We start from the raw sequence: 16,999 nt of genomic DNA on the forward strand, positions 1-16,999 counted from the left end.
GAGGAACCGTGCCCCGTACCCTGGCCAACGCCCCGATCATGATCCTCAACGGGCCCAACCTGAACCTGCTCGGCCAGCGCCAGCCCGAGATCTACGGCAAGGAGACACTGGCCGACGTGGAGGCGCTGTGCGCCAAGGCGGCGGCCGCGTACGGCGGCACGGTGGACGCCCGGCAGTCCAACCACGAGGGCCAGCTGGTCGACTGGATCCACGAGGCGAGGCTCGGCCACTGCGGGATCGTCATCAACCCCGGTGCCTACTCGCACACCTCGGTCGCCATCCTGGACGCGCTCAACGCCTGCGACGGCATGCCCGTGCTGGAGGTGCACATCTCCAACATCCACCAGCGCGAGCCGTTCCGGCACCACTCGTACGTCTCGCGGCGCGCCGACGGCGTGATCGCCGGCTGCGGTGTGCAGGGCTATGTGTTCGGCGTGGAGCGCGTCGCGGCGCTGCTCGGGGCGGCGCGCGCGGACGCGTGAGCCCGCGCGCGGGACTACAGCCGGCCCGCCTCCACGATCCGGCGCAGAAAGCGCCGGGTGCGCTCGTGCCGCGGCTCGCCGAAGACCTGCTCGGCGCTGCCGTGCTCCAGCACGACCCCGCCGTCCAGGAAGCACACCTGGTCGGCGACGTCCCGCGCGAACCCCATCTCGTGCGTCGCCAGCACCATGGTCATGCCGTCCTCCTTCAGCCCGCGGACGACCTCCAGCACCTCGCCCACCAGTTCCGGGTCGAGCGCGGCCGTGATCTCGTCCAGCAGCAACAGCCGGGGCCGCACCGCCAGGGCCCGCACGATCGCCACCCGCTGCTGCTGGCCGCCGCTGAGCCGGTCCGGGTAGGCATCCGCCTTCCCGGCCAGGCCGAGGCGCTCCAGCAGCTCCCCGGCCCGCTCCTCGGCCTCCGCGCGGGCCACCCCGTGCACCCGGCGCGGCGCGAGCGTGATGTTGTCCAGGACGGTCATGTGCGGAAACAGGTTGTACGCCTGGAAGACGACGCCGATCCGGCGCCGTACCGCGTCCTGGTCCGCCCGCGGGTCGGTGATCTCCTCGCCGTCCAGCCAGATCGCGCCGTCGTCGATCTCCTCCAGGAGGTTGGCACAGCGCAGCAGCGTCGACTTGCCCGAGCCGGAGGCGCCGATCAGCGCGGTCACCGTGTGCGGCGCGACCTGAAGATCGATGTCCCGCAGGACGACCGAGCCGCCGAAGGTCTTGCGGACCGACTCCATCCGCAGGACGGGCGCGTTGCCGGCGGGCGTGCTCTCCAGCGTGCTCACAGCGATCCTTCCCGGGTGTTCACAGGGACCCTCCCTGCGCCCGCCGCCGGTCCGTCCGGGCCGTCACCCAGTCGGTGAACCGGGTCATCGGAATGGTCAGCGCGACGAACGCCAGCCCCGCGACGATGTACGGCGTGTAGTTCAGACTGCGGCCCACGATGATGTCGGCCGCCCGTACGGCGTCCACCGCGCCGCCGATGGAGACGAGACCGGTGTCCTTCTGCAGCGAGACCAGGTCGTTGAGCAGCGGCGGCACCTGGCGGCGCACCGCCTGCGGCAGGACGACGTGGCGCAGGGCCTGCCGGTTGGTCAGGCCCAGCGAACGGGCCGCCGCGCGCTGCGAGGGGTGGACGGAGTCGATGCCGGCCCGGAACACCTCCGCCACGTACGCCGAGTAGGTCAGCGTCAGCGCCGTGCCGCCGAGCACCACCGGATCGACCGTCACGCCCTGCAGCCGCAGCGCCGGCACGCCCAGGACGACGATCATCAGGTTGATGATCAGCGGCAGACCGCGGAAGAAGTCGGTGTAGGCCGCCGCCAGCACCCGCAGCGGGAAGAACACCGGGCCGCGCAGGGTCCGCGCGATGGCGATCAGCATGCCGAGGACCAGGACGGCGACGCCGCAGACCAGCAGCAGCCGGAGGTTCAGCCACAGCCCTTCGAGGATCTTCGGGAACGCCTCGCGCGCGTAGTGCGCGCTGAAGAAGGTCTCCTTGGTGCGCGGCCAGCCGGGAGCGCTGACGACGACCAGGTAGAGCAGCGCGGCCGTGACCAGGGTCGACAGGGCCGCGATCGCCGTGGCGCGGCGGGCCCGGGCGCGTCGGTGGCGGTCCCGCGCCAGGCGCCGTTCGGAGGGCACGTAGCCGTCGTCGCGGGGACCGCCCCCGGCCGGGCCACCGGTGTCGTCCGCCCCTTCCCGGGCCGGCTCGCCCTTGACGACCGTCACTTGAGCACCGGCGCGTCGACGGCGTCCGAGAGCCACTGCTTCTCGATCCCGGCCAGCGTGCCGTCCTCGCGCAGGGCGTCGACGGCGGCGGTCACGCACGAGGTCAGCGCGCTGCCCTTGTCCAGGACGAGCCCGAACTGCTCGGGCGTGCCGCCCTGGTGCTCGAACTGGCCGACGATCCTCGCGTTCGTGACCTCGGCCGCGGTGATGTAGAACGCGGTCGGCAGATCGGTGACGATGGCGTCGACCTGACCGTTCTTCAGCGCGGACTTGGCCTGGTCGTTCTTGGCGAAGACGGCCGCCTGCTCAGTCGGTTTCACCAGGTCGGTGATGTAGTCGAGGCTCGTGGTGCCCACCTGCGCGCCCAGCTTGAGCTTCCGCAGCCCGGCGATGTCCGTCGCCTCGGCCGCCTTGCCGCCCTTCAGCGCGATGACGGCCTGCCGCACGTCGTAGTAGCCGGAGGAGAAGTCCACGGCCTTCTTGCGCTCGTCACTGATCGACACCTGGTTGATGTCGAAGTCGAAGCTCTTCACCCCTGGCGCGAACGCCTTGTTGAACGGCACGCTCTGCCAGACGACGGCGCTCTTGTCGTAACCGAGCCGCTTGGCCACGGCATAGGCGACCGCCGACTCGAAGCCCTTGCCGCTGGCCGGCTTGTCGTCCTGGAACCAGGGCTCGTACGCCGGTTCGTCCGTCGCGATGGTCAGCTTCCCGGAGGTCTTCGTGGCGAGCCCGCCCTTGGCGCAGCTCTTCGCGGCCGGCCCGGACGGGGCGGCGGACGCCTTCTCCTCGGGCTGCGGCGCACAGCCGACAGCGGTGGCGAGCAGGGCTACGGTGGCGGCGGCGACCGCGCTGCGCAGGGTGCGAGGGGCAGGATGCATGGCGGGAGAGTGGCAGCGAACGCGGCATCTGTCCAGGTCACAGCGGTAGTTGTCCGCATAGTGGGAACGGGTGTTGCGGCTGTGTGAACACGGCCCGCGTCTTCACGCGGGCGTGGGTGATGCCTGGGCCGCCGGCCGAGGGCGGTGGGTTGGAGACCGGCGGCCCTACCCCTCAGGCGCTGTCGGCCTGCGCGGGCTGCTACCAGTGGACTGCGCGGAGCCGTTCTCCGGGAGTGCGCACGGGGGCTCGGTGTGTGCGAATGAATCACAGGGGGCGCGTGCGAGGGTGGTGCGCGCCGGGAGCATGTGTGGTGCGCGGTGCGCGCCCGGCGCGTGTACGGCCTGTGCGCCGGAGCACGGGTGTCTCCCGGCGGAGTGTCTGTTTGCCCGCGGTGTTCGTCAGAGCGCGCGAGCGGCGCCGTGCGGGCCAGCCGCGCGGCGCCGCTCCCGCTCACCACCCGCGCGCGTGCCACTCCGGCAGATGCGGCCGCTCCGCGCCCAGTGTCGTGTCGTTGCCGTGCCCCGGGTAGACCCAGGTCTCGTCCGCCAGCGCGCCGAAGATCTTCGTCTCCACGTCGTGGATCAGGCTGGCGAACGCCTTCGGGTCCTTGTGCGTGTTGCCGACACCGCCGGGGAAGAGGCAGTCGCCGGTGAAGACGTGCGGGTGGCCGTGCGGGTCGTCGTAGACCAGCGCGATCGAACCGGGCGTGTGCCCGACCAGATGGCGCGCGGTCAGCTCCACCCGGCCCACCCTGATCACATCGCCGTCGTCGACGAGGACGTCGGTGGGCACGGGGATGCCGGCGGCGTCTTCGCGGCCGGCGTAGGTACGCGCGCCCGTGGCCGCGACGACCTCGGCGAGGGCCTGCCAGTGATCACCGTGCCGGTGGGTGGTGACGACGGACGCGATGCCGTCGTCACCGATCATGCCGAGGAGCGCCGGCGCCTCGTTGGCGGCGTCGATCAGGAGCTGCTCGTCGGTGGCCCGGCAGCGCAGCAGATAGGCGTTATTGTCCATCGGGCCGACCGCGATCTTGGTGATCATCAGGTCTTTCAGCTCGTGCACATCCGCCGGTCCGCCGACCTTGACCTCTCCGGTGTACGTCATGTCGGCAGCCTATAGCGGACCGATCCCGGCGCACGCCCTCCCGGACGGGCCCGCGGACGGCCGCGGGCCGGTTCCTACAGCGGAGGCAGCTTCGGCAGCTCACCGCCGTCCACCGTCAGCGACGCGCCGTCGCGTCGCCCGGCGAGCCAGCCCAGCAGGTCCGCCGGCCGGCCGGTCACCGTGATACCGGGCGCTCCGGCCTCGCGTCCGGTGGTCCACGCGCGCGTGCCGTCCGTGAGGCGGACCGCCGGGACGTCGGGGTGCCCGGAGAACCGCTCCGCGAGGAAGCCGGTCTCCCGCTCCAGGAACTCGGCCGGCAGATCCTCCAGCTCGTACCCCGTCCCGAGGTCCACGTGGTGCAGCTCCACCTCCGCCCACCGGCGCAACGGCACCCGCGACGCGGAGTCGGTGACCCCGTTGCGCAGCTCCACCGTGCGCGTCCAGTCCGCCGGCGCGGCCCCGGCGTCCTGGAAGCGGGCCGCGCTCTCCCGGACGTCGGCGACCTGGACCTCGGCCGGGCGCGGGGCGCCCCGCTCGATGTCGGTGTCCCGCGCCTCGGCGCTCGCGTACATGGGGCGGCCCTCGAGGACGTTCACGAGCGCGTCCGCGTTCCGGGCGAGGTGGGTGAGGACGTGCCCGCGGCTCCAGCCCGGAAGCCGTGACGGCTCGGCGAGCGCGGCGTTGTCCAGTGCGGCGACCGCGGTGAGCAGCCGGTCGGTCGCCTCGCGTACACAGGCCAGGTCATGAGCGTGATCCATCATGGCGCCGACCCTAGCCGGGCCACACGTTCGGGTGAAGGTGACGAACCTCGCCCGTAAATCGAATGCGCGTGCTATATCGTCGATGGTGGCGTCGGGCATGCTGGGTAGCCGGGGATTGTTATGCAACCGGGCAATCCGACCGACGTTGTCAGTGGCTCCCCCTAGTCTGAAGAAGCACGGGGGCCCCGCCCCTGTCACTTCCCCCAAGAAAGGTGCGGACCGGCGTGGCCGACCGTCTCATCGTCCGTGGCGCGCGCGAGCACAATCTCAAGAATGTCTCGCTCGACCTGCCTCGTGACTCGCTCATCGTCTTCACGGGCCTGTCCGGGTCGGGCAAGTCCTCCCTGGCCTTCGACACGATCTTCGCGGAGGGCCAGCGCCGTTACGTGGAGTCGCTCTCCTCGTACGCACGGCAGTTCCTCGGGCAGATGGACAAGCCCGACGTCGACTTCATCGAGGGTCTCTCCCCGGCCGTCTCCATCGACCAGAAGTCGACCTCGCGCAACCCCCGCTCGACGGTCGGCACCATCACCGAGGTCTACGACTATCTGCGTCTGCTGTTCGCGCGCATCGGCAAGCCGCACTGCCCCGAGTGCGGCCGCCCGATCTCGCGCCAGTCGCCGCAGGCCATCGTGGACAAGGTCCTGGAACTGCCCGAGGGCAGCCGCTTCCAGGTGCTCTCCCCGCTGGTGCGCGAGCGCAAGGGCGAGTTCGTCGACCTCTTCGCCGACCTCCAGACCAAGGGCTACTCCCGCGCGCGGGTGGACGGCCAGACCGTCCAGCTGTCCGAACCGCCGGTCCTGAAGAAGCAGGAGAAGCACACCATCGAGGTGGTCGTGGACCGCCTCACGGTGAAGGACTCCGCCAAGCGGCGCCTCACCGACTCCGTGGAGACGGCCCTCGGCCTCTCCGGCGGCATGGTCGTGCTCGACTTCGTGGACCTCCCCGAGGACGACCCCGAGCGCGAGCGCATGTACTCGGAGCACCTGTACTGCCCGTACGACGACCTGTCCTTCGAGGAACTGGAGCCCCGCTCCTTCTCCTTCAACTCGCCCTTCGGCGCCTGCCCCGAGTGCACCGGCATCGGCACGCGCATGGAGGTCGACCCCGAGCTGATCGTCCCGGACCCGGACAAGTCCCTGGACGAGGGCGCCATCCACCCCTGGTCGCACGGCCACACCAAGGACTACTTCGGCCGACTCATCGGCGCCCTCGCGGACGCCCTCGGCTTCCGCACGGACATCCCCTTCGCGGGCCTGCCGCAGCGCGCCAGGAAGGCCCTGCTCCACGGCCACAAGACACAGATCGAGGTGCGCTACCGCAACCGGTACGGCCGGGAGCGGGTCTACACCACCCCGTTCGAGGGCGCGCTGCCCTTCGTCAAGCGCCGGCACAGCGAGGCCGAGAGCGACGCCAGCCGCGAGCGCTTCGAGGGCTATATGCGCGAGGTGCCCTGTCCCTCCTGCGAGGGCACGCGCCTGAAGCCGATCGTCCTCGCGGTCACGATCATGGGCAAGTCGATCGCCGAGGTCTCCGCGATGTCGATCAGCGACTGCGCGGACTTCCTGGGCGAACTGAAGCTGAGCGCCCGCGACAAGAAGATCGCCGAGCGGGTCCTGAAGGAGGTCAACGAGCGGCTGCGCTTCCTGGTCGACGTCGGCCTGGACTACCTCTCGCTCAACCGAGCGGCCGGGACCCTCTCCGGCGGCGAGGCCCAGCGCATCCGCCTGGCCACCCAGATCGGCTCCGGCCTCGTCGGCGTCCTGTACGTGCTGGACGAGCCGTCCATCGGCCTGCACCAGCGGGACAACCACCGGCTGATCGAGACCCTGGTCCGGCTGCGCGACATGGGCAACACGCTCATCGTCGTGGAGCACGACGAGGACACGATCAAGGTCGCCGACTGGATCGTGGACATCGGCCCCGGCGCCGGCGAGCACGGCGGCAAGGTGGTCCACAGCGGCTCCGTGAAGGAACTGCTCGACAACACCGAGTCGCAGACCGGCGCGTACCTCTCGGGCCGCAAGGCGATCCCGCTCCCCGACGTGCGCCGCCCGCGCGACCTGTCGCGGCAGCTCACCGTGCACGGCGCCCGCGAGAACAACCTGCGGGACATCGACGTGTCCTTCCCGCTGGGCGTGTTCACGGCCGTCACCGGCGTCTCCGGCTCCGGCAAGTCGACCCTGGTCAACGACATCCTGTACACGCACCTGGCCCGCGAGCTGAACGGCGCCCGGACCGTCCCCGGACGGCACACCCGCGTCGACGGCGACGACCTGGTCGACAAGGTGGTGCACGTCGACCAGTCGCCGATCGGCCGCACCCCGCGGTCCAACCCGGCGACGTACACCGGCGTCTTCGACCACATCCGCAAGCTGTTCGCCGAGACCACCGAGGCGAAGGTCCGGGGTTACCTGCCCGGCCGCTTCTCCTTCAACGTCAAGGGCGGCCGCTGCGAGAACTGCGCGGGCGACGGCACGATCAAGATCGAGATGAACTTCCTCCCGGACGTCTACGTCCCGTGCGAGGTCTGCCACGGCGCCCGGTACAACCGGGAGACCCTGGAGGTCCACTACAAGGGCAAGTCCATCGCCGAGGTCCTGAACATGCCGATCGAGGAGGCCATGCACTTCTTCGAGGCGGTCCCGGCGATCTCCCGCCACCTGAGGACGCTGAACGACGTCGGGCTCGGCTATGTCCGCCTCGGCCAGTCCGCCACCACTCTCTCCGGTGGCGAGGCGCAGCGCGTCAAGCTCGCCAGCGAACTGCAGAAGCGATCCACCGGGCGCACGGTCTACGTCCTGGACGAGCCGACCACCGGTCTGCACTTCGAGGACATCAGCAAGCTGCTGACGGTCCTCGGCGGACTGGTCGACAAGGGCAACACGGTCATCGTCATCGAGCACAACCTCGACGTGATCAAGACCGCCGACTGGATCGTGGACATGGGCCCCGAGGGCGGTGCCGGAGGCGGCCTGGTGGTCGCCGAGGGCACGCCCGAGGAGGTCGCCGGGGTCCCGGCGAGCCACACGGGCAAGTTCTTGCGGGAGATCCTCGGCGACCGCATCAGCGACGCCCAGCAGGTCAAGGCACCGCGCGGCGGCACGACCCGGAAGACGGCGGCGGCCAAGGCCCCCGCCAGGAAGACGGTGACGGCCAGGACCGACAGCGCCGCCGCCGAGTCCGGGGCCGACAGGGCCACGGCCAAGAAGGCCGCCACGACCAAGAAGGCCGCCTCGGCCGCGAAGAAGGCGACGCCCGCGAAGAAGACCACGCGGAAGCGCAGTTCCTGAGACAACCGGCCAAGTCCGGTCCGGTCCGGCCGGTCTGACGTCTCATCGGCAGCGGCGCCCCGCGGGAACTTCCCGCGGGGCGCCGCTCGTTCCGCCATCAGCCGGTCCGGCGGTCCGCCGGACTCCCGCACACGGCGGGCCCGGTCGCACCCTGTCACCAGCACAGGGAACGACAGACGCTCACGGCGCGGCCGGATCACCCAGTTCCGCCGCGTACGGCGGCTCGGCCCCCGCCCGCGAGCAGGTGATCGCCGCCGCCCGTGCCGCGAAGCGCAACAGCCGTGTCCAGCCCTCCGCCCCGAGGGCGGCGAGCGCTTCGGCGGACAGCGCGTCCCGGCCCGCCAGCCCGTGCAGCAAGGCCGCGTTCACCGTGTCGCCGGCGCCGATGGTGTCCACGACGTCGACCTTCTCGCCCGGCACGGAATGCTCCCCGCCGTCCCGGGTGAACACGGTCAGACCATCGCCGCCGCGCGTGATCACCACGGCCGCCGGTCCCGCGGCCAGCCACTCGCGCGGCGTGCCGCCGAGCCACTCCGCGTCCTCCTCCGACAGCTTCAGCAGCGTCACCGAGGGCAGCCAGCCGCGAAAACGCTCCCGGTAGGCGTCCGCGTCCGGGATCAGCCCCGCCCGGACATTGGGGTCGAGCGCGGTGAACAGCCCCTGTCCGGCGGCGGCCCGCATCAGCTCCTCGTAGGCGCTCGCCCCCGGTTCCAGCACGAGCGAGCAGGTACCGAAGGACACCGCGCGCGTCCCCGCCGGGAGTGCGGCGGGAGCGGAGAACAGACGGTCGGCGGTGCCGTCGACATAGAAGGAGTACGCGGCCGAGCCACCGGCGTCGATCGTGGCCACGGCGAGGGTCGTCGGTTCCGGGCCCCGCTGGACGCCGGACACGTCGACCCCGGCCCGCCGCAGCCCGTCGAGCAGGGCCTCCCCGAAGGCGTCGGACGACGTCCGGGAGCAGAAGGCGGTGGGGGAGCCGAGCCTGCCGAGGGCCACGGCGGTGTTGTACGGACCGCCGCCGAGCGCCGGCTTCAGGGCCGCGAGGGCACCCGGGCCCTGCGGTACCAGGTCGATCAGTGCCTCACCGGCGACGACGATCACGAGGCGGTTCCCTTCTCGGACAGCGGGGCGGTGCGGTGCGTCCGGCGGCTTCGGCGCGGCCCGGCTCCTGCGGGCACCGCGGGGGCGGGCGGCTGGACGCACCTCACCGCGCAGGCCCACCGTTCCCCGCAGGTCCGGCCACCCGGCCCTCGGTCGTCTTCCGGCCGGGACGCTATCCCATGACCCGGCCCGGCGTAAACGCTCACATGAGCGACCGCGTCCGCCGCCCCCGCCCCCGGGCCGCTCCCTCTGTCCCGGTATCGTGCGCTCCGCACACCCCTTGACCAGTGGAGTCCAGATGCCCGCCCGCTCCTCCGCGAGCCGTCGTACCGTCCTTCGAGGGGCCGCCGCGGCCCCGGTCGCCGGGCTCGGCCTGGCCGCGTGCTCCTCCTCGGACGGAGGCGGTTCGGCCTCTGCCGCCACCGAGTCCGTCGACCTCGGCAAGGAGAGCGAGGTCGCGAAGGGCGGGGCGAAGCTCTACCGGGATCACAACGTGGTGGTCAGCCGCGCCCGGGACGGCAGCCTCAAGGCGTACAGCACGATCTGCACGCACGCGGGGTGCCCCATCAACAAGCTGGAGGGCACGACCCTGGTCTGCCCCTGCCACGGCAGCCGGTTCGACGCCGTGACGGGCGAGGTGGTCCAGGCACCGGCCACCCAGCCGCTGACCGAGCTGGCGGTGAAGACCACCGGCGGCAGGATCGTCGCCGGCCCGGCGGACTGACCGGGACGCGGCCGGGGCCCGGCGGCGCGGTCGGCGTGGCCGACGCCTCCCGCACCGCCCGTCGTCCTACGACGGCCCGCCCCGTCCCGGCGGCGAAAGCGGTGGTGAACCCCTCACTCCCAGTCCCAGGCGATCCCCAGGATGCCCGGCCGGAGCCTCGGCTCGACCAGATGGGCGCTGTGGTGGGGACCGGACACGGACAGCTCCTGGCGGCCGGTGCGCGGGGCCGCCGCCGAGTGCTGGGAGAAGCGGTGGCAGCGCGCCGGCAGGGCCGCCGCGTCGAAGCGCACCTGGAGCGCGTACTGGCCGCCGGACGAGCCGCACCGGTGCAAATAGTCACGGGACGGCCCGGCCGTGCCGTCCTCCACGGCGTACCGGAAGAGGAAGGTGTCGCCTTGGCGCAGCCGGGTGCCGAAGAGCAGCTCGGCCACGAGGACGCCGGTGTCCCGGTCCCAGCGCAGGCGGCCGGTGCGGCAGTTCTCCAGGGCGCGCACGGCGACCCGGCGGGGGTCGCAGCCCGGGTCGCCGTGATGGACGGCGACGAAGCGGTCGACGCCGTCGCGGTGGGCGCGCACGATGTGGTGGGCCTCACGGCTCGCCAGTTCGCGCCGGGCGCCGATCCGGACGCATTCGTGGTGGCTCAGGGTGCGCAGTCCGCCGTCCGGGCACCAGTCCAGGCCGGTGGTGAGCCGGTCCAGGACGTCCGAGGCCTCGACGAGGGAGCGGTAGGAGCGGCCCGCCGGGCGGTCGTCGCCGCAGTGGCCGCCGGGCTCGGCGAGCAGCCGGATCAGCGACTCGTCCGGCAGCCGGAGGATCTCCTCCAGCGCCCGTACGGCCCGCAGCGACTCCGGGCGCTGAGGACGGCGGGCACCTTGTTGCCAGTAACTGAGGCTGGTGACGCCCACCTTGACCCCGTGGCGCGACAGATGGTGCTGCACCCGCTGGAGCGGCAGGCCGCGTGCGGCGATCGCGGCGCGCAGCGCCACGTGGAAGGGGCCGCCCCGCAGGACCGCGGCCAGTTCCGCGGCGGGGACGTCCGCGTGCTCTGTGGCGTGCCGCATGCCGAGGCGCCTTTCTGTGCGTGTCACTACGGCTGGTCACACCGCCTGCGCGGGTGTGCGGGGCCACCTCCGTGGGCATGGCGGACACCCGTGGCCGGGCACGCCGCGCCCGCACACATGGGTGCGCGGCCCCGATTCCCCCGCATTGAAGCGTGTTGACCATGGCCCGACAACACCTCGGCTCGGCCGTTCCGGACGACTGGCCGGACCTCACCGTCGGGCGGAGGCGGGAGCGGACCGGCAGGGGCCCGGAACGTGCCGTGATGAGCCCTTGTCCGGGGCCTGGCCGAAGAGCGGCCGGCGGCCGGCCGGCGGCGGGGCCCCGGCATCCCGCATGGCCGGAACCCGACCGCCGGATACGCCCGTGGCCGTGACACGCCCGCCCGGCGGCCCGCCGCCGGCCTCGGGACGCGAGCGCGGTCCGGGGGGAGGCCGCCGTATGAGCACGAGGGTTGTCCACAGGCCCGACGCGGTGTCGGTGCTCGCCAGTAGGGTGTGAGACATGGCCGATCCCTCCAGCTACCGCCCCAGGCCGGGTGAGATCCCGGACTCTCCGGGGGTGTACAGGTTCCGTGACGAGCACCGCCGGGTGATCTACGTCGGAAAGGCGAAGAGCCTGCGCCAGCGCCTGGCGAACTACTTCCAGGACCTGGCGAACCTGCACCCGCGCACCCGGACGATGGTGACCACCGCCGCGTCCGTGGAGTGGACCGTGGTGTCCACGGAGGTCGAGGCCCTTCAGCTGGAGTACTCCTGGATCAAGGAGTACGACCCCCGGTTCAACGTCAAGTACCGCGACGACAAGAGCTACCCGTACCTCGCGGTGACGATGAACGAGCAGTTTCCCCGCGTCCAGGTGATGCGCGGTCACAAGAAGAAGGGCGTCCGGTATTTCGGGCCGTACGCCCACGCCTGGGCCATCCGGGACACCGTCGACCTGCTGCTGCGGGTGTTCCCGGTGCGCACCTGCTCGGCCGGCGTCTTCAAGAACGCCACCCGCACCGGCCGGCCCTGCCTGCTCGGCTACATCGGCAAGTGCTCCGCGCCCTGCGTCGGCCGGATCGGCCCCGAGGACCACCGGGATCTGGCCGACGAGTTCTGCGACTTCATGGCGGGCCGGACCGGCACCTACCTCCGCCGCCTGGAGAAGCAGATGATGGAGGCGGCGGAGGAGATGGAGTACGAGCGGGCGGCCCGCCTGCGCGACGACATCGAGGCCCTGAAGAAGGCCATGGAGAAGAACGCGGTCGTCCTCGCCGACGCGACCGACGCCGACCTCGTCGCCGTCGCCGAGGACGAGCTGGAGGCGGCCGTGCAGATCTTCCACGTACGCGGCGGCCGGGTCCGCGGACAGCGCGGCTGGGTCACCGACAAGGTCGAGGACGTCACCACCGGCGCCCTGGTCGAGCACGCCCTCCAGCAGCTGTACGGCGAGGAGAGCGGGGACGCCGTCCCCAAGGAGGTGCTGGTCCCGGCCCTGCCCGAGCCGGTCGAGCCGGTCCAGGAGTGGCTGACCGGCCGCCGCGGGGCGAACGTGTCGCTGCGCATCCCGCAGCGCGGCGACAAGAAGGCGCTGATGGAGACCGTGCAGCGCAACGCCCAGCAGTCCCTCGCGCTGCACAAGACCAAGCGCGCCTCCGACCTGACCACCCGCTCGCGCGCGCTGGAGGAGATCGCCGAGGCCCTCGGCCTGGACAGCGCCCCGCTGCGGATCGAGTGCTACGACATCTCCCACCTCCAGGGCGACGACGTGGTGGCCTCCATGGTCGTCTTCGAGGACGGGCTGCAGCGCAAGAGCGAGTACCGCCGCTTCCAGATCAAGGGCTTCGCCGGCCAGGACGACGTCCGCTCCATGCACGAGGTGATCGGCCGCCGCTTCCGGCGCTACCTCGCCGAGAAGGAGCGGACGGGGGAGTGGGCCGACGGCTCCGACGTCCCGGACGCCGACGGCACCGGCGCCGGGAGCGTCGACGGCGCGCCCGCCGCCCCGGAGGTGATCACGGACTCCCTCAAGAACGACGACGGCCGGCCCCGGAAGTTCGCCTACCCGCCCCAGCTGGTGGTCGTCGACGGCGGTCAGCCGCAGGTCGCCGCGGCCCAGCGCGCCCTGGACGAGCTGGGCATCGACGACATCGCCGTCTGCGGTCTCGCCAAGCGCCTGGAGGAGGTCTGGGTGCCCGGCGAGGACGACCCGGTGGTCCTGCCCCGCACCAGCGAGGGCCTCTACCTGCTCCAGCGGGTGCGTGACGAGGCGCACCGCTTCGCGATCACCTACCAGCGCACCAAGCGCGCCAAGCGCTTCCGCGCGGGCCCGCTGGACGACGTCCCCGGCCTGGGAGAGACCCGCAAGCAGGCGCTCATCAAGCATTTCGGCTCGGTGAAGAAGCTGCGGTCCGCCACAATCGAGCAGATCCAGGAAGTGCCCGGGATAGGCCGGAAGACGGCGGAGACCATCGCCGTGGCCCTCGCCCAGGCGGCCCCGGCCGCACCCGCCGTGAACACGGCGACCGGAGAGATCATTGAGGACGAGGAACCCGGTACGACGGGAGGTTCCTCGGGGGAGCCCGTGACCGCGGGCGTCCCGGACGAACGACGGGGGCAGGAGACATGACGGAGCACGACGCACAGCCCATGGCACAGCGAGATCGGACGCACGGCGACCAGGGCGACCAGGGCGTCCGGCACGGCACCGGCCAGGGCCCGGCCCGGCCCGACGCCGGCCGGGAGACGGGCCACGACAACGGAGCACAGGTGAGTACGGGCAGCGAGACAGCCGGGGTCCCCGAGGCGGCCATCCCCGAGCTGGTGATCATTTCCGGCATGTCCGGAGCCGGCCGGTCCACGGCCGCCAAGTGTCTGGAGGACCTCGGCTGGTTCGTCGTGGACAACCTCCCGCCCGCCCTCATCCCCACCATGGTGGAGCTGGGCGCCCGCTCGCAGGGCAACGTGGCGCGGATCGCGGTGGTCGTGGACGTGCGCGGCCGGCGCTTCTTCGACAACCTCCGCGAGTCCCTCGCCGACCTGGACACCCGGGGCGTCACCCGGCGGATCGTCTTCCTGGAGTCCTCCGACGAGGCCCTGGTCCGCCGCTTCGAGTCGGTGCGCCGCCCGCACCCGCTCCAGGGCGACGGACGCATCGTGGACGGCATCGCCGCCGAACGCGAGCTGCTGCGCGAGCTGCGCGGCGACGCCGACCTGGTGATCGACACCTCCAGCCTGAACGTGCACGAGCTGCGCGCCAAGATGGACGCCCAGTTCGCCGGGGAGGAGGAGCCCGAGCTGCGGGCCACGGTGATGTCCTTCGGCTTCAAGTACGGCCTCCCGGTCGACGCCGACCTGGTCGCGGACATGCGATTCCTGCCCAACCCCCACTGGGTCCCGGAGCTGCGCCCCTACACCGGCCTCAACGAGGAGGTCGCGGCCTACGTCTTCAACCAGCCCGGCGCCAAGGAGTTCCTCGACCGGTACGCCGAACTGCTGCGGCTCATCGCCGCCGGGTACCGGCGCGAGGGCAAGCGGTACGTGACCATCGCCATCGGCTGTACCGGTGGCAAGCACCGCTCGGTCGCGATGTCGGAGAAGCTCGCCGCGCGGCTCGCGGCCGAGGGAGTGGAGACGGTGGTCGTGCACCGGGACATGGGACGGGAATGACGCAACGTACACCGCGGCTGGGCAGGCTGCGCCGGATGGTGCCCGAGGCACGCGCCGGCCGCCCGGTCGAGGCCCGCGGGGGCCGGCCCCGCCGGCGCGGCGCCCAGCCCAAGGTGGTCGCGCTCGGCGGCGGCATGGGCCTGTCCGCGTCGCTCGCCGCGCTGCGCCGGATCACCGGCGATCTCACCGCCGTCGTCACCGTGGCCGACGACGGCGGCTCCAGCGGCCGGCTCAGGGACGAGCTGGGCGTGCTGCCGCCCGGCGACCTGCGCAAGGCGCTGGCCGCGCTGTGCGGCGACGACGAGTGGGGCCAGACCTGGGCCCGGGTCATCCAGCACCGCTTCCAGTCCCAGGGCGATCTGCACGAGCACGCGGTCGGCAACCTGCTGATCGTCGCCCTGTGGGAGCAGCTCGGCGACCATGTGCAGGCCCTGGACCTGGTCGGCAAGCTGCTCGGCGCGCACGGCCGGGTGCTGCCCATGTCCGCCGTGCCGCTGGAGTTGCAGGCCCTGGTCAAGGGACACGACCCGGAGCGCCCGGACGACGTGGACACGGTGCGCGGACAGGCGACCGTCGCCCTGACGCCCGGCGAGGTGCAGTCGGTGCACCTCGTGCCCAACGACCCGCCCGCCGTCCCCGAGGCCGTGGCGGCGGTCCTGGACGCGGACTGGGTGGTGCTGGGCCCCGGCTCCTGGTTCTCCTCGGTCATCCCGCACCTGCTGGTGCCCGAGTTGCTGGACGCCCTCACCGAGACCAAGGCGCGCCGTGTGCTCTCCTTGAACCTCGCGCCGCAGCCGGGAGAAACCGAGGGCTTCTCCCCGCAGCGTCATTTGGAGGTTTTGGGGCGACACGCCCCTAAACTCGCCCTGGACGTGGTGCTGGCCGACGAGGCCGCCGTGCCCGACCGCGATTCGCTCACCGAGGCCGCCAAGCGGCTGGGAGCCGCGGTCGAGCTGGCGCCGGTGGCCCGGACCGACGGATCGCCCCGGCATGACCCGGAGCTGTTGGCCGCCGCGTACGACCGTATTTTTCGGATGCATGGAAGGATCGGCCCATGGCGATGACGGCAGCGGTGAAGGACGAGATCTCCCGGCTCCCCGTCACCCGGACCTGCTGCAGGAAAGCGGAGGTCTCCGCCATCCTGCGGTTCGCCGGCGGCCTCCACCTGGTGAGCGGGCGCATCGTGATCGAGGCCGAGCTGGACACCGCGATGGCGGCGCGCCGGCTCAAGCGGGACATCCTGGAGATCTTCGGCCACAGCTCCGAGCTGATCGTGATGGCCCCCGGCGGACTGCGCCGCGGCTCCCGGTACGTCGTACGGGTCGTCGCGGGCGGTGACCAGCTGGCCCGGCAGACCGGTCTGGTCGACGGACGGGGCCGGCCGATCCGCGGGCTGCCCCCGCAGGTGGTCTCCGGGGCCACCTGCGACGCGGAGGCGGCCTGGCGCGGGGCCTTCCTGGCGCACGGCTCGCTGACCGAACCCGGCCGCTCCTCCTCCCTGGAGGTGACCTGCCCGGGCCCGGAGGCGGCGCTCGCCCTGGTCGGTGCCGCCCGCCGGCTGTCCATCGCGGCGAAGGCCCGCGAGGTGCGCGGGGTGGACCGGGTGGTCGTCCGCGACGGCGACGCGATCGGCGCCCTGCTCACCCGGCTCGGCGCGCACGAGTCGGTGCTGGCCTGGGAGGAGCGCCGGATGCGCCGCGAGGTGCGGGCCACGGCCAACCGGCTCGCCAACTTCGACGACGCCAACCTGCGCCGCTCGGCCCGGGCCGCCGTGGCCGCCGGGGCCCGGGTCCAGCGCGCCCTGGAGATCCTCGGCGACGAGGTTCCCGAGCACCTCGCCGCCGCCGGACGGCTGCGCATGGAGCACAAGCAGGCCTCCCTGGAGGAGCTGGGTGCGCTCGCCGACCCGCCGCTGACGAAGGACGCCGTCGCGGGCCGTATCCGCCGTCTGCTGGCGATGGCCGACAAGCGCGCCGCCGACCTGGGCATCCCGGGCACGGAGGCCAACCTCACCGAGGAACTGGCCGACAACCTGGCCGGCTGAGCCGGACGGAGCGTCAACTCGCCGGTGCCGTCGTCCGCCCGTCCGGGTGGTCGGCACCGGCGTTCGCGTGTCCATGAGGCGCCCTTGACTCGATCATCGAGTGCCATGAGCCTGGCAGCCTGTTCGCCGCTGGTGCGGACCACCTGTTGGGGGGTT

At 72.3% G+C, this 16,999-nt stretch carries 14 protein-coding genes; 7 read left to right on the forward strand and 7 right to left on the reverse strand.

The genetic code is table 11. The annotated features are described in order from the left end of the window. Nucleotides 1-8: 8 nt before the first annotated feature. Nucleotides 9-482, forward strand: coding sequence for a type II 3-dehydroquinate dehydratase (gene aroQ / locus SCK26_RS28130; protein ID WP_318204129.1), 474 nt, complete (start codon nucleotides 9-11; stop codon nucleotides 480-482). Between the two features lie 14 nt (nucleotides 483-496). Here the strand turns inward: aroQ and SCK26_RS28135 are convergent, their stop codons facing one another. The 5 genes from SCK26_RS28135 to SCK26_RS28155 form a co-directional block, all read right to left on the reverse strand. Continuing rightward, nucleotides 497-1,225, reverse strand: coding sequence for an amino acid ABC transporter ATP-binding protein (locus tag SCK26_RS28135; protein ID WP_318206112.1), 729 nt, complete (start codon nucleotides 1,223-1,225; stop codon nucleotides 497-499). Between the two features lie 67 nt (nucleotides 1,226-1,292). Next, nucleotides 1,293-2,219 (reverse strand): amino acid ABC transporter permease, encoded by a 927-nt coding sequence (locus SCK26_RS28140; protein WP_318204130.1) that lies wholly within the window; start codon nucleotides 2,217-2,219, stop codon nucleotides 1,293-1,295. Beyond that, nucleotides 2,216-3,100 (reverse strand): ABC transporter substrate-binding protein, encoded by an 885-nt coding sequence (locus SCK26_RS28145; protein ID WP_318204131.1) that lies wholly within the window; start codon nucleotides 3,098-3,100, stop codon nucleotides 2,216-2,218. Before SCK26_RS28145 ends, SCK26_RS28140 begins: the two co-directional genes overlap by 4 nt. Before the next feature lie 451 nt (nucleotides 3,101-3,551). Next, the gene (locus tag SCK26_RS28150) at nucleotides 3,552-4,208 is read right to left on the reverse strand and encodes an MBL fold metallo-hydrolase (RefSeq protein WP_318204132.1); all 657 of its coding nucleotides are present in this window, start codon (nucleotides 4,206-4,208) and stop codon (nucleotides 3,552-3,554) included. Between the two features lie 74 nt (nucleotides 4,209-4,282). Further along, nucleotides 4,283-4,969, reverse strand: a complete 687-nt coding sequence (locus SCK26_RS28155) for a maleylpyruvate isomerase family mycothiol-dependent enzyme (RefSeq protein ID WP_318204133.1) — start codon at nucleotides 4,967-4,969, stop codon at nucleotides 4,283-4,285. Between the two features lie 224 nt (nucleotides 4,970-5,193). Here SCK26_RS28155 and uvrA point away from each other — a divergent pair, with 224 nt between their 5' ends. Further along, complete coding sequence (uvrA, locus tag SCK26_RS28160) at nucleotides 5,194-8,262, forward strand: excinuclease ABC subunit UvrA (protein WP_318204134.1); 3,069 nt, start codon at nucleotides 5,194-5,196, stop codon at nucleotides 8,260-8,262. Between the two features lie 180 nt (nucleotides 8,263-8,442). Here uvrA and SCK26_RS28165 read toward each other — a convergent pair whose 3' ends face one another. Then, nucleotides 8,443-9,363: a carbohydrate kinase gene (locus SCK26_RS28165; protein ID WP_318204135.1), complete on the reverse strand. Its 921-nt coding sequence runs from the start codon at nucleotides 9,361-9,363 to the stop codon at nucleotides 8,443-8,445. 298 nt (nucleotides 9,364-9,661) lie between these two features. Between SCK26_RS28165 and SCK26_RS28170 the strand changes: the two genes are divergently transcribed. After that, nucleotides 9,662-10,087, forward strand: coding sequence for a Rieske (2Fe-2S) protein (locus SCK26_RS28170; protein WP_318204136.1), 426 nt, complete (start codon nucleotides 9,662-9,664; stop codon nucleotides 10,085-10,087). A 113-nt stretch (nucleotides 10,088-10,200) separates the two neighbouring features. On the opposite strand, the gene SCK26_RS28175 is transcribed toward SCK26_RS28170, so the two are convergent. Continuing rightward, nucleotides 10,201-11,148, reverse strand: a complete 948-nt coding sequence (locus SCK26_RS28175; protein ID WP_318204137.1) for a hypothetical protein — start codon at nucleotides 11,146-11,148, stop codon at nucleotides 10,201-10,203. A 502-nt stretch (nucleotides 11,149-11,650) separates the two neighbouring features. Between SCK26_RS28175 and uvrC the strand changes: the two genes are divergently transcribed. The 4 genes from uvrC to whiA are packed head-to-tail and all read left to right on the forward strand — an operon-like array spanning nucleotide 11,651 to nucleotide 16,843. Beyond that, nucleotides 11,651-13,759 (forward strand): excinuclease ABC subunit UvrC, encoded by a 2,109-nt coding sequence (gene uvrC, locus SCK26_RS28180; protein WP_318204138.1) that lies wholly within the window; start codon nucleotides 11,651-11,653, stop codon nucleotides 13,757-13,759. Further along, nucleotides 13,756-14,799 (forward strand): RNase adapter RapZ, encoded by a 1,044-nt coding sequence (gene rapZ / locus SCK26_RS28185; RefSeq protein WP_318204139.1) that lies wholly within the window; start codon nucleotides 13,756-13,758, stop codon nucleotides 14,797-14,799. The genes uvrC and rapZ overlap by 4 nt, the downstream gene beginning before the upstream one ends. Further along, nucleotides 14,796-15,863, forward strand: coding sequence for a gluconeogenesis factor YvcK family protein (locus SCK26_RS28190; protein WP_318204140.1), 1,068 nt, complete (start codon nucleotides 14,796-14,798; stop codon nucleotides 15,861-15,863). Before rapZ ends, SCK26_RS28190 begins: the two co-directional genes overlap by 4 nt. Continuing rightward, nucleotides 15,854-16,843, forward strand: coding sequence for a DNA-binding protein WhiA (whiA, locus tag SCK26_RS28195; protein WP_014672011.1), 990 nt, complete (start codon nucleotides 15,854-15,856; stop codon nucleotides 16,841-16,843). The genes SCK26_RS28190 and whiA overlap by 10 nt, the downstream gene beginning before the upstream one ends. Nucleotides 16,844-16,999 lie beyond the last annotated feature (156 nt).

Origin of the sequence: Streptomyces sp. SCL15-4 (assembly GCF_033366695.1) — a bacterium.
Classification (GTDB): Bacteria; Actinomycetota; Actinomycetes; order Streptomycetales; family Streptomycetaceae; genus Streptomyces.

Excerpts from the sequence above, each read along its gene's own strand:
- SCK26_RS28145 (WP_318204131.1), bottom strand. The coding sequence starts at position 3,100 with ATGCATCCTGCCCCTCGCACCCTGCGCAGCGCGGTCGCCGCCGCCACC.
- SCK26_RS28150 (WP_318204132.1), bottom strand. The coding sequence starts at position 4,208 with ATGACGTACACCGGAGAGGTCAAGGTCGGCGGACCGGCGGATGTGCAC.
- SCK26_RS28170 (WP_318204136.1), top strand. The coding sequence starts at position 9,662 with ATGCCCGCCCGCTCCTCCGCGAGCCGTCGTACCGTCCTTCGAGGGGCC.
- SCK26_RS28190 (WP_318204140.1), top strand. The coding sequence starts at position 14,796 with ATGACGCAACGTACACCGCGGCTGGGCAGGCTGCGCCGGATGGTGCCC.
- whiA (WP_014672011.1), top strand. The coding sequence starts at position 15,854 with ATGGCGATGACGGCAGCGGTGAAGGACGAGATCTCCCGGCTCCCCGTC.
- SCK26_RS28175 (WP_318204137.1), bottom strand. The coding sequence starts at position 11,148 with ATGCGGCACGCCACAGAGCACGCGGACGTCCCCGCCGCGGAACTGGCC.
- uvrC (WP_318204138.1), top strand. The coding sequence starts at position 11,651 with ATGGCCGATCCCTCCAGCTACCGCCCCAGGCCGGGTGAGATCCCGGAC.
- rapZ (WP_318204139.1), top strand. The coding sequence starts at position 13,756 with ATGACGGAGCACGACGCACAGCCCATGGCACAGCGAGATCGGACGCAC.
- SCK26_RS28155 (WP_318204133.1), bottom strand. The coding sequence starts at position 4,969 with ATGATGGATCACGCTCATGACCTGGCCTGTGTACGCGAGGCGACCGAC.
- SCK26_RS28135 (WP_318206112.1), bottom strand. The coding sequence starts at position 1,225 with ATGGAGTCGGTCCGCAAGACCTTCGGCGGCTCGGTCGTCCTGCGGGAC.